A 12,082-nucleotide genomic window follows, 5' to 3' on the forward strand; every position below is an offset into this window, starting at 1 on the left:
CAATCTTTCCAGGTCGCTCTGCGGCCCTTGTAAACAACCCCGCCGCGCGCCCGGGGATTCCCCTCAGCCGGCGACCTCGGCCGATGCGGTCTCGACCTTGCCGCTGGCCCTGATCAGCCGGAACCGCTTCGTGCTGACCTCGAAGATGTTGCCCTTCTGATCCTCGACCCGGTACGAGTCCTCGCCGACCCGGACCACGCCGGTCAGGAAGAGCCCGTTCTCGCCCTCGATCAGCGGGGCGTCCCGGCCGCCCGTCTTGCCCTGGTAATACAGTCCGCCGTCGCGGTCCTGGCAGATCCAGTACACGTCGTCGCTCGCGTAGATCTTGAGAACCTGCCAGAGCTCGGACGTTCCCCCGGTGCGTTCCGAAGTGAGACGCGTCTCCTGCGGGCACCAATCACCGGGCGGATCGAAGGCCGGCGACGCCGATGTCTCGTCCGACGGGCCGAGCGTCGCCACCCCGCCGCCGGTCGAACGGTCGTTGCCGCGCTGGCGTTCGCCCAGCACGAACCCGCCGGTCATGGCGATGATGGTGAGGAAAACGGTGGCAATGACCACAGGGAAGAAGATCGGCCGCCGGGGCGGGGAAAGATCAGCGGACGGTGTCACGCGCCCAGAATGGCACCCGGCCGCCACCGAGGTCCATCGGCGGAGGCAGAGACTGGGCACGCCCCGTGCTGCTACGCACAGTAGGCTCACTGGGGGAACAGAAACGACCCGGAGGTGCACTCAGCGTGGCCGAACGAAGTTCCTTCGTCGTTGTCGCCAACCGTCTGCCCGTCGATGAAGTAACCACCCCGGACGGGGAGCGCCAGTGGCGCACGAGTCCAGGTGGTCTGGTCACAGCGTTGCACCCGGTGCTCACCGAGCACGGGGGCACATGGATCGGATGGGCCGGGGGCACCGGCGAGGCGCCCGATCCGTTCGAGCTGGAGGGCATCCGGATCCACCCGGTGCCGTTGAGCGCCGAGGAGCTCGAACGCTACTACGAGGGCCAGTCCAACGCGACGATCTGGCCTCTCTACCACGACGCCGTCGAGACCCCGGTCTACAAGCGCCGCTGGCGTGAGACATACAGGCTGGTCAACCAGCGCTTCGCCGAGGCCGCCGCCCAGGTGGCCGAGGACGGCGCGACCGTGTGGGTGCAGGACTACCAGCTGCAGCTCGTGCCGGCCATGCTGCGCGAGCTGCGGCCCGACCTCAAGATCGGGTTCTTTCTGCACATCCCGTTCCCGCCGATCGAGCTGTTCATGCAGATGCCGTTCCGGGCCGAGGTGCTGCGCGGGTTGCTCGGCTCAGACCTGGTCGGCTTCCAGCAGCGGCTCGCGGCGCAGAACTTCGTACGGCTGGCCCGGCACCTGCTCGGCCTGCGGTACGAGGGCCAGTCGATCCAGGTGGACGGCCGCAAGGTCAAGGCGGGCGCGTTCCCGATCAGCATCGACACCAAGGAGATGGAACGGCTCGCGGCCGACCCCAAGGTGCAGGCCCGCGCCAAAGAGATCCGGGCCGAGCTGGGCGACCCCAAGACGATCATCCTGGGCGTCGACCGGCTCGACTACACCAAGGGCATCGAGCTGCGGCTCAAGGCGTTCCGCGAGCTGCTGGCCGACGGCAAGCTCAAGGTCGGCGACGCCGTGATGGTGCAGGTGGCGACGCCGAGCCGGGAACGCGTCGAGCACTACCAGACGCTGCGGGTCAAGGTCGAGCGCGAGGTCGGGCGGATCAACGGCGAGTTCGGCCGGGTCGGCGTGCCGGCCGTGCACTACCTGCACCAGTCGTACAGCAAGCAGGAACTGGCGGCGATGTACGTGGCGGCCGACGTGATGATGGTGACGCCGCTGCGCGACGGCATGAACCTGGTCGCCAAGGAATACGTCGCCTGCCGCGCCGACACCGGCGGGGCGCTGGTGCTCAGCGAGTTCGCGGGCGCGGCCACGGAGCTGCGCCAGTCGTTCCTGTGCAACCCGCACGACCCCGACGGGGTCAAGGACGCGCTGCTGCGGGCGGTGGCGGCCGAGCCGTCCGAGCAGAAGCGCCGGATGCGTGTGATGCAGCGTCACCTGCGTACTCACGATGTCGCGCAGTGGGCCCACACGTTCCTCGACGCGCTCGAGGTGGCCGCCGAGGGCCGCGAGCCCCAGCCCGAGGCGGATCAGTCCACGTAAAGACAGAAGGGATGCCCGGCCGGGTCGAGAAAGACCCGTACGTGCTCCTGCGGCTGGAAGGCGGCGAGCGTCGCGCCCGCTCGGGTGGCGTGCTCGCTCGCCGCTTCCAGCTCCTCCACCCGGATGTCGAGGTGCGCGCTCATCTGCGGTTCGTCGGGGCGCGCGGGCCACACCGGGCGCGTATAGAGCTTCTCGGTCTGGAAAGACAGCCCGGCGCCGCCACCCGGCGCCCCGAGCACCACCCAGTCGTCCTCCTCCTGGGTCGCGCTCCAGCCCAGCAACCGCTGATAGAAGGCGGCCAGTTCACGAGCGTCGGGCGCGTCCAGCACCACCGCCGTCATCGTCATCTGCGGCCGTTCGTCCATGCCGAAGACCTACCCCGATAGTGACGGTTCTATACCGCTGCGTGCACGACCTCGCCGATGACGACGACCGCCGGGGGCCGGATGCCCGCCTCGGTCACCGCCTCCGCGACCTCGCCGAGCGTGCTGCGCAGCGAACGCTGGTGGCTGGTGGAGCCCTCCTGCACGACGGCGGCGGGCGTTGCGGGCGAGCGGCCCTCGGCGATCAGCCGCTCGGCGATCCGGCTCAGGTTCTTGAGCCCCATCAGCACGACCAGGGTGCCCCGCATCCGGGCCAACGCGGCCCAGTCGACCAGCGAATCGGCGTGATCGGGCGGGATGTGCCCGCTGACCACGGTGAACTCGTGGGCGACGCCGCGGTGGGTGACCGGGATGCCGGCCAGCGCGGGCGCGGCTATCGAGCTGGTCACGCCGGGCACGACGAGCACCGGCACGCCGGCCTGGGCGCAGGCGATCGCCTCCTCGCCGCCACGGCCGAAGACGAACGGGTCGCCGCCCTTGAGCCGCACCACGAACTTCCCCTCGATCGCCCGCTCGACCAGGATGCGGTTGATCTCCTCCTGGGCCGCGGCCGGCCCGTACGGGATCTTCGCGGCGTCCACGAACTCGACCTCGGGCCGCAGCTCACCCAGCAGCAGGCCGGGCACGAGCCGGTCGGCCACCACGACGTCGGCCGCGGCGAGCAGGCGACGGCCCTTGACGGTGATCAGCTCGGGGTCGCCGGGACCCGCACCGACCAGCGCCACACCCTTGTGCTGCCCGGCGACGGGCGGACTGCTCTCCAGCGCGTTGGCGACGAGATCGCGGACGGCCATCGCGCGCCGCCGGTCGCCGCCGTCGGTCACGGCCACGGTGACCTGCCCGTGCCGGGTCACGGCGGGGGTCCAGGCCGTCGCTGCGTCACGGTCGTCCGCCCGTACGCAGAAAACGTGGTGCTGCTCGGCGGCGGCGCTCACCTGTTCGGCCGCGGCCGGGTCGTCGATCGCCACGTGCACCAGCCAGGCGCCCACGACGTCGGCCGGGACGAACCGGCGCTCGCTCCAGGTGAGCCGGCCGGCGTCGACCTGGCCGCGCAGGGCCGGGGTGAGCTCCGGCGACACGATCTCGACAACCGCGCCCGCGGCGAGCAGGGCGGGCACTCTGCGGGTGGCCACCGCGCCGCCGCCCACGACCAGCACGCGACGGCCGGTCAGCTTGAGCCCGAGTGGGTAGATGCTCATTTCTCCGACGCTCCCGATTCTGCCGCGCGGGGCAGCTCCGGCCCGCTCATTTCTTCCGATACTTCCGCTTTTCCCGTACGGAGCGAGTCCGCCCGCTTACTTCTCCGGCGCCGCCCGCTTTCGTCGCGCGGGCGCTGCCTGCTCCCGGCGCCTCCGCCCTCACCGCGCGGGCCGCCTGCTTCCCCGGCGCCTCCGCCCTCACCGCGAGAGCCGCCTACTTCTCCGGCGCCTTCGCTTACTTCTCCGACACCCCGGCCGAGTCGAACGTGGCGACCTCGTGCAGGACGCGTACGGCTGCTTCCACAACCGGCAGGGCGAGGGCGGCGCCGCTGCCCTCGCCGAGGCGCATGCCCAGGTCGATCAGCGGTTCCAGGCCGAGGTGGGCCAGCGCGACGGTGGCGCCGGGCTCGGCCGAGCGGTGACCGGCAACCATGGCGGCCGCGGCGTCCGGGGCGAACGCGGCGGCGGCCAGCGCGGCCGAGGCGGCGATCACCCCGTCGATGATCACGGGGACTCGCTGCGCGGCCGCGCCCAGGATGAAGCCGGTCAGCGCTGCGTGTTCGAGGCCGCCGACCGCGGCGAGAACGCCGAGCGGATCGGCCGGGCCGGGCGAGTGCAGAGCCAACGCGCGGCGGACGACGTCGACCTTGTGGTCGAGCGTGGCGTCGTCGATGCCGGTGCCGCGCCCCGTCACGACGGCCGGGTCGCTGCCGGTGAAGACCGCGATCAGGGCCGCCGCGGGGGTGGTGTTGGCAATGCCCATGTCGCCGGTGAGCAGGCATTTCGCGCCGGAGTCGACCAGCGCGCGGGCGACGCCGAGGCCGACCTCGACCGCGGCCAGCGCCTCGTCGCGGGTCAGGGCCGGGCCGGTCGACAGGTCACGGGTGCCGCGGCGCACGTTCGCGTCGAGCAGGGTGGCGCCGCCGTGCAGCGGGATCGCCACGCCGACGTCGACCACCATCACGTCGGCGCCGGCCTGCCGGGCGAACGCGTTGACGACCGCGCCGCCGGCCACGAAGTTGGCCACCATCTGGGCGGTGACCTCCTGCGGCCAGGGGGAGACGCCCTGGGCGTGCACGCCGTGGTCACCGGCGAAGACGGCCACCGTGGCCGGGCTGGGCAGCGGCGGCGGACAGACACCGGCCAGGCCGGACAGGCGTACGGAAAGCTCCTCGAGCGCGCCCAGCGAGCCGGCCGGTTTGGTCAGGCGCGCCTGATGATCACGCGCCGCCGCCATGGCCTGCTCGTCGGCGGGGCGGATCGCGGCGAGCGCCTCCTCCAGCCCTGTCCCGACGGCGGCGGACGGCTCCCCTGAACCGGCGGCTGCGGACGGGTCGGCAGGCGCGAGCTGCTGCTCCCGATCGGCGGGCGCGAGCTGCTGCTCCCGATCGGCGGGCGCGAGCTGCTGCTCCCGATCGGCGGGCGCGGGCTGCTGGTCGGGGTCGGCGGTCACGGGCGCTCCTCCAGCACGGTGGTCAAGGTGTCGACGAAGGCGTCGGTGATGGCAGTGTCGCGCACCGCGATCCGCAGCCAATCAGCGCCCAGCCCGGGAAAAGTGTCGCCGCGGCGCACTGCATAACCACGTTCCCGCAGCTCAAGACGCACTTTGTCGGCGCCGGGGAGGCGTACGGAAACAAACGCGGAGGCCGGATCACCCGCAACCGTGACCTTCGGCACGTGCCGGAGCCTTTGCACCAGGTAGGAGCGCTCGGCCGCGAGGCGGGACGCGATCTCCCGTTCGGCCTTGATCGCGGTCGGCGAGGCACAGGCCGTGGCAGCGGCCAGCGCGGGCGTCGAGACCGCCCAGAGCGGCTGCGCGGCGGCCAGACGGGGCAGCAGGGCGGCCGGGCCGAGCAGATAGCCGATCCGCAGCCCGGCCAGCCCCCACGTCTTGGTCAGGCTGCGCAGCACCACCAGGCCGGGCAGGTCGGACCGGGTGGCCAGCGACTCGGGCTCCCCCGGGACCCCCTCGCGGTGGGTGGTGTCCGAGAACGCCTCGTCGACCACCAGCACACGGCCGGGCCGGGCGAGACGGGCGATCTCGGCGGCCGGGTGCAGCACCGAGGTCGGGTTGGTCGGGTTGCCCACGAAGACCAGGTCGGCATCGGCCGGCACGAGTGACGCGTCGAGGCGGAAACCGTCCTGCTCGCGCAGCAGCACGCGCTCGACGGTGTGACCGGCGTTGCGCAGGGCGGCCTCGGGCTCGGTGAACTGCGGGTGCACCACGACCGGGCGACGAGCGTCCCGCAAGGCCTGCGCGAGCAGCACGAAGGCCTGCGCCGCGCCCGCGGTGAGCAACACCTCGGAGGGGTCACGGCCGTGCCGGGCCGCCACGGCGGCTGTCGCCCCGGTCGCGTCGGGGTACGCCGCGAGGCTGTCCAACGACTCCCGCAGCGGCTCGGCGAGCCAGGCCGGCATGGGCTCGCGGCGCACGTTGACGGCCAGATCCATCAGCCCGGCGCCCACCTCCGTGTCGCCGTGATGGCCGAGGTCGACAGTCATGGGCTCAGCATGCCGGACCCGAACGGCGTCGGACTTTCGGCCGATCCGTCCGGTCATGAATACTTTTGCCATACCTTCATATGGTGGCAGCCGGAAAAGTCGCTCCCCTCGTCCGTGCCGGCCTGATCGCGGGTCTCGTGATCGCCGGTCTCGCCTACCCCCTAGCCGCCCTCGCCGGTCTCGGCGTCAAGGCGGGCACCGAGGCTCTGCAGGGCTTGCCCGAGGAGCTGATCGAGGTGCCCACGGCCCAGACCACGTACGTGTACGCCAAGGACGGCAAGACGCCGCTGACGATGTTCTACGAGGAGCACCGGAAACCGATCAAGATCGCCGAGATGTCGCCGTACATCACCCAGGCGATCGTCGCGTCCGAGGACACCCGCTTCTACGAGCACAACGGCGTGGACGCCAAGGGTGTAGCCCGCGCTTTCGTGGCCAACCAGAAGGCGGGCGGGGTGTCGCAGGGCGCGTCGACGCTGACCATGCAGTACGTACGGATGGCTCTGCGGGACGGCGCCCAGACGCCGAAGGAGGCGCTGGAGGCGACCGAGCAGACGCCCCAGCGCAAACTGCGCGAGATGCGGATGGCCATCGAGCTCGAGAAGCGCATGAGCAAGCAGGAGATCCTCGAGCGCTACCTCAACACGGCGTATTACGGCCACCGGGCGTACGGGATCTTCGCGGCTTCGCAGGTCTTCTTCTCGAAACTGCCCCGGGATCTGAACCTCAACGAGGCCGCGCTGCTGGCGGGCCTGGTCAAGGCGCCGTCGGCCTACGACCCGGCGACCCAGGACCGGCAGGCCGCAACGAGCCGGCGCAACTACGTGATCGACCAGATGCACAAGATCGGGGCGATCACGCCGCAACGAGCCGCCACCGCCAAGCGGGAGCCGATCAGGCTGAAGCTCAGCTCACCGCCGAACGACTGCATCGGCGTCGCCGACAAGCGCAACGACTGGGGCTTCTTCTGCGACTACCTGAAGTCGTGGTGGAAGGAACAACCCGCGTTCGGCCGCAACCCGATGGAACGCGAGGAGAACCTGCGCCGCGGCGGCTACCGGATCGTCACCTCGATCGACCCGAAGGTGCAGGCCTCGGCGATGAAGCACATCCTCGACAAGGAGAAGCGCCGCAGCCGGATCGCGCACGGCCAGGTGATCATCGAGCCGAACACCGGACGGGTGCTCAGCATGGCGGTGAACAGGCGTTACTCGCTCGACCAGAAGGACAACAAGAGGCACAGCCGTTACCGCCACCTCAAGGGCAACTATCCGAACACGGTGAACCCGCTGCTCGGCGGGGGCACGATGGCCGGATACCAGGCCGGATCGACGTTCAAGATCTTCACCCTGCTGGCCGCGCTCGACGAGGGCATGCCGCTGAGCACGTCGTACTACAGCCCGCAGCGGTTCTACTCGAAGTACATCACCGCGCCCGGACCGGCGACCTGCGGCGTGCGCTGGTGCCCGAAGAACTCGACGGCCTCGATGACCGGCAACCAGACCATGTGGAGCGGCTTCGGCAAGTCGGTGAACACCTACTTCGTCCAGCTCGAACAGAAGGTCGGGGCGGAGAAGGCGGTACGGATGGCGGAGCGGCTGGGGCTGCGGTGGCGTACGGACATCGACCGCAAGCTGGCGTCGCCCGAGCACGCCTCGGGGTGGGGCGCGTTCACGCTGGGCGTCAGCGACGTCACACCGATCGAGATGGCCAACGTGTTCGCCACGCTGGCCGCCGAGGGCAACTACTGCGAACCCCTCCCCGTACGTTCGATCCGGACCCGGGACGGCAAGGAAGCCACGTTCCAGGGGAAGGTCGTCGCGGCGCCGCGCTGTCACCGTGCGGTGAGCGTCGACGTCGCCCGCGCGGCCACCGACGCCGCCCGATGCGTCACCGGGTACGGCGCGGCTCGCGGCAGCTGCGGCGGCTGGGGCACCTCCGAGATGGTGTACGGGGTCCTGCGGCGCCCGGTCGCCGGCAAGAGCGGCACCACCGACAGCAACAAGAGCGCCTGGTTCTGCGGTTTCACCCCGCAGCTGGCTGCGGCCGCGTTCGTGGCCGACCCGGACAACCCCGAGAAGAACGTCGGCTCCAGCCGCTCGACCACCTCGAAGTACACGGTCGCGGAGACGTTGAAGGACGCGCTGAAGGGCAAGCCGAAGACGAAGTTCACCCCGCCCTCGGGCGGCCTGGTCTCCCGCTGGCACGACCGCGACCGCGATCGTGACCAGGACAGCGACCGGGATCGTGACCGGGACAGCGACCGGGACCACGACGACGAGCGGGACGACGAGGATCGCGACTAGGCGGCGGCCGGCCGGCGGCGGGGTGGTGGACGCCACTTGGCGTCACGGCCGGCCAGCGACAGCGCGTGGTCGAGCAGGGTGGCCTCGTCGTCGACGGGCACGACCGGGCCGAACAGGCCGGGTGTGCCCTCGGCGGGCCCCTCGGACAGGAACTCGATGAGGACCTCGAGGGTGCGCGGGTCGGCGAAGTATTCCTGGCCGGTGCCGCGGGCGAGATCCCAGCTGTGCATGATCAGCTCGGTCATCGCGACGTGGCCGAGCGCGGCGGCGGGCATGGTGACGCCGCCGGCCCGGGAGGTGCCCGTCCAAGCGGCCGGATCCTTCCACGCGTTGGCCAGGTCTTCCAGCAGGACCGGCAGGCGGCTGCGCCAGTGCCGGGACAGATGCTGCGCGGAGGGGACGGGCGCCGAGGACGTGGCGGGACCGTCGACGCGTTTGTGGGCGGCCTGGGTGAACGCCACGGACAGGCCCATCAGATGATCGAGGAGGGTGGCGACTGTCCACTCGGGACAGGGCGTGGGATTCGACAACTCGCCGTTGTCGATGCCGAGCAGCAAGGCTCGCAAGCCCCGGACCGGAGGGTCGAAATCCAGAGGAACACGATCGGCCACGGCCATCCTCCTTCGCGTCGTACCTGTTAACCCCACGTTACGGCTGGGGTGCGACAGTTTCTTCGTCGCGGAAGGGCGTTTTCACGGATGCTTCCCGGCGGCGTGCATTTCCGCATGTCGATCTTGCTATTCACGACGTGGTGATGTCCACCGTGTCGTTGAGGTTCGGCTGCGGCTCGGGCTGGCGCGGCGCCGCACGCACGTGGACCGGCGGCAGCAGCTGCGCCGGCCCGGAGACGGCGGCCGACACCACACGCTTGGCGATCTCGGGCGCGGCAGCCCAGTGCAGGCCCAGCTGCGAGGCGTGCACCTGCCGCCAGACGAAGCCCTCGGGATTGCCGCCCGACCACGTCCACGCCGGGACGGCGCCGGCACGGGGCGTGACGATCGCCCGGTGCTGTTTGTAACCGGTGATGCGCGCGCCGGCCGGGGCCAGCGGCGAGGTGGTGGGGGCGGTCGCCTCGCGGTAACCGGCCACGGTCTGCTCCCCGGTCACCGCCGACGCGTCGAGCACGCCGCACATGGGACGGCCGTCGAAGTCACGGCCCAGCCACGGCAACGCCACCCCCTCGGCGATCACCGGCCAGCCGTCGGCGGCGAACTGGGCGACCGCGTTGCACAGGCGGCGGTTCGCGGACAGCTCCTCGGCGTACCCCTCGGGCAGGCCGCCCCCGACGACCAGCGCCCGGGTGCCGGCGGGCAGGCCCTCGTCGCGCAACGGGTCGACCACTGCCACGTCGGCGCCGGCCGCGGTGAGCAGCTCGGCCGTCTCGACGTACGTGTAAGGCGCCCCGGGCCCACCGGCCAGCGCGACCACAGGACGCGGCTCGAAGACCTCGCCGCCGGCGGCCTCCCCCGGCGTCCAGATCGGGCCGGGCAGCGCAGGCGCCGAGTTCGCCAGGGCCATGATGCGATCGAGGTCCAGACCGCCGCCGACGGCCTCGCCCAGCCGGCGCACGGCCCTGGTCGCCTCGACCGTACGGTGGGCCACCGGCACCGGGCCGTTCGAGCGGGCGGGCAGCACGTTGGGCAGGTCGCCGCGGCGCAGCGCGCCCAGAACCGGCATGCCGATGTCGTCGAGCGCGGTGCGCAGCATCTGCTCGTGCCGCGGCGACGCGACCCGGTTGAGGATCACCCCGCCCAGGTGCACCATCTCGTCGAACATGCGGAAGCCGTGCACCAGGGCGGCAAGCGAATGCCCCATCGACGCCACGTCGACGACCAGCACGACGGGGGCGTGCAGCACGGCGGCGACGGCGGCGGTGCCGTCGATCTCGGGCTGGCCGGTCAGCGAGTCGAACAGGCCCATCGCGCCCTCGATCACCGAGATCTGCGCGCCGGCGGAGCCGTGCAGGAAAAGTGGAGCAATACGCTGCGCGCCGACGAGCCGCGGATCGAGGTTGCGGCCCGGGCGCCCGGCCGCGAACCCGAGGTAGGCGGCGTCGGTGTGATCGGGGCCGACCTTGAACCCGGCCGCCGGGATGCCCCGCGCCGCGCACGCCGCGAGCAGGCCGACCGCGATCGCGGTCTTGCCGTGTCCCGAGGCGGGGGCGCTGACGACCAGACGAGGCTGGGCGCTCATCAATGACTCTCCCGGGTGCATGTATCGCCTGCTGTCGACTGCCGGAGTGGGACAGTACCCGGCGCGGGCGGCGGCCACCCGGGCGACGGGTAGCCTCGTTGCGTGTACCGCTTCCTGCTGAGCCCTCGCTGGCTCGCCGCTGCCGCGCTGGCCGTGGCGGCGGCGGTGGTCATGGTGATGCTCGGCAATTGGCAGCTGCGACGCTACGAGGAACGCAGCGCGATCAACGATCGCATCGACGCCGCTGACTCCGTGGCCGCCGTGCCGCTCGCCTCCGTGCTGACCCGCCCGGCCACCGCCGGTGCGGCCGGTGAGGCCCCCGGCAAGGACGTGGCCTGGACAAAGGTGACCGTGAGCGGGCGCTACGACCCGGCCCACGAGATTCAGGCGCGGGGTCGCACGGTCGACGGCGACGTCGGGTTCGAGATCGTGACACCGCTGATCCTCGACGACGGCACGGCCGTGCTGGTCGACCGGGGCTGGGTGCCGGCACCCCCCGGCGGGGCCCTCGCCCCGCCCGAGGTGCCACCCGCGCCGGGCGGCATGGTGACGGTGGTCGGCCAGGTGCACCTGTCGGAAAGCCGACCCGCGCCCATCGAGCGGCGTCACGGGCGGCTGGACACCCGGCGGATCTCGGTGCCCAAGCTCGCGCCGGAAATGCCCTATCCCGTGTACGGGGCCTACGTGCTGCTCACCACCCAGACGCCCGCGGCCGACGCCGCCTTCACCCGCATCCCGATCGACCACGAGGACGCGTGGCAGAACGGGGGGTACGCGGTGCAGTGGTGGTTGTTCGCGCTGATGGCGTTGGCGGCCTACGGGTATTACGCCCGCAAGGAAGCCCAGGGGCGTTCCCCCTCGTCCGCCCCCTCCGACGCCCGACCCACCGCGGGCGATCGCGTGGCTGAAGCCGACCGCCGCCGCGCCGCCTCGGACGACCGCGTGGCTGAAGCCGACCGCCGCCGGGCCGCCTCGGACGACCGCGTGGCCGAAGCCGACCGCCGCCGCGCCGCCTCGGACGACCGCGTGGCCGAAGCCGACCGCCGCCGCGCCGCCTCGGGGGACCGCGTCGAAGAGGCGGACCGCGAACGCGCGGCCGCGGCAGCCGCCCTGGGTGACCGTGTTACGGATGCTGATCGGGCCCGCGACGCCGCCGGCGGCAGCCGTTCGACACCGGACTGAACCGCCCTCTGGTCGGCCGCGACGAGGGCTTTGCGGTGCGCGCCGTCGGCAAGCAGTGCTGGACGCGCCGGAAAAACCGGCCGATGTGAGTCAGCCGACAACCGGCCCGGGGCAGGGTTCATCCGGTTCGCTGCGCCGGGCCGTCCGCGACC

10 protein-coding genes are annotated in these 12,082 nt (G+C 71.8%); 3 read left to right on the forward strand and 7 right to left on the reverse strand.

Translation table 11 applies throughout. The features are described from left to right. Positions 1 to 63 precede the first annotated feature (63 nt). On the reverse strand, positions 64 to 609 hold the full coding sequence (locus C8E87_RS09380) for a hypothetical protein (RefSeq protein ID WP_133872720.1): 546 nt from the start codon (positions 607 to 609) through the stop codon (positions 64 to 66). Between the two features lie 125 nt (positions 610 to 734). Between C8E87_RS09380 and C8E87_RS09385 the strand changes: the two genes are divergently transcribed. Further along, complete coding sequence (locus C8E87_RS09385; protein WP_133872721.1) at positions 735 to 2,165, forward strand: alpha,alpha-trehalose-phosphate synthase (UDP-forming); 1,431 nt, start codon at positions 735 to 737, stop codon at positions 2,163 to 2,165. Here the strand turns inward: C8E87_RS09385 and C8E87_RS09390 are convergent. From C8E87_RS09390 to cobC, 4 genes are all read right to left on the reverse strand, one after another. Next, positions 2,153 to 2,530 (reverse strand): VOC family protein, encoded by a 378-nt coding sequence (locus tag C8E87_RS09390; RefSeq protein WP_133872722.1) that lies wholly within the window; start codon positions 2,528 to 2,530, stop codon positions 2,153 to 2,155. The two genes, C8E87_RS09385 and C8E87_RS09390, sit on opposite strands and share 13 nt — an antisense overlap. 29 nt (positions 2,531 to 2,559) lie before the next feature. Beyond that, positions 2,560 to 3,747, reverse strand: coding sequence for a uroporphyrinogen-III C-methyltransferase (gene cobA, locus C8E87_RS09395; protein WP_133872723.1), 1,188 nt, complete (start codon positions 3,745 to 3,747; stop codon positions 2,560 to 2,562). Between the two features lie 235 nt (positions 3,748 to 3,982). Continuing rightward, entirely contained in the window at positions 3,983 to 5,029 is a 1,047-nt protein-coding gene (gene cobT, locus C8E87_RS09400; protein WP_438866171.1) for a nicotinate-nucleotide--dimethylbenzimidazole phosphoribosyltransferase, read from the reverse strand. 167 nt (positions 5,030 to 5,196) lie between these two features. After that, positions 5,197 to 6,249 carry an Rv2231c family histidinol phosphate aminotransferase CobC gene (gene cobC / locus C8E87_RS09405; RefSeq protein ID WP_239080703.1) on the reverse strand — a complete coding sequence of 351 codons (1,053 nt, stop codon included), beginning with the start codon at positions 6,247 to 6,249 and terminating at the stop codon, positions 5,197 to 5,199. A gap of 80 nt (positions 6,250 to 6,329) precedes the next feature. Here cobC and C8E87_RS09410 point away from each other — a divergent pair, with 80 nt between their 5' ends. After that, positions 6,330 to 8,555, forward strand: coding sequence for a transglycosylase domain-containing protein (locus C8E87_RS09410; RefSeq protein WP_133872724.1), 2,226 nt, complete (start codon positions 6,330 to 6,332; stop codon positions 8,553 to 8,555). Here C8E87_RS09410 and C8E87_RS09415 read toward each other — a convergent pair. Further along, positions 8,552 to 9,172, reverse strand: a complete 621-nt coding sequence (locus C8E87_RS09415; protein ID WP_243755144.1) for a TIGR03086 family metal-binding protein — start codon at positions 9,170 to 9,172, stop codon at positions 8,552 to 8,554. The two genes, C8E87_RS09410 and C8E87_RS09415, sit on opposite strands and share 4 nt — an antisense overlap. Positions 9,173 to 9,296: 124 nt before the next feature. Then, positions 9,297 to 10,748 carry a cobyrinic acid a,c-diamide synthase CobB gene (locus tag C8E87_RS09420; protein ID WP_239080702.1) on the reverse strand — a complete coding sequence of 484 codons (1,452 nt, stop codon included), beginning with the start codon at positions 10,746 to 10,748 and terminating at the stop codon, positions 9,297 to 9,299. A gap of 102 nt (positions 10,749 to 10,850) precedes the next feature. Here C8E87_RS09420 and C8E87_RS09425 point away from each other — a divergent pair, with 102 nt between their 5' ends. Then, positions 10,851 to 11,930: an SURF1 family cytochrome oxidase biogenesis protein gene (locus C8E87_RS09425; protein WP_239080701.1), complete on the forward strand. Its 1,080-nt coding sequence runs from the start codon at positions 10,851 to 10,853 to the stop codon at positions 11,928 to 11,930. Positions 11,931 to 12,082: the final 152 nt, after the last annotated feature.

Source organism: Paractinoplanes brasiliensis, assembly GCF_004362215.1.
Taxonomy (GTDB): Bacteria; Actinomycetota; Actinomycetes; order Mycobacteriales; family Micromonosporaceae; genus Actinoplanes; species Actinoplanes brasiliensis.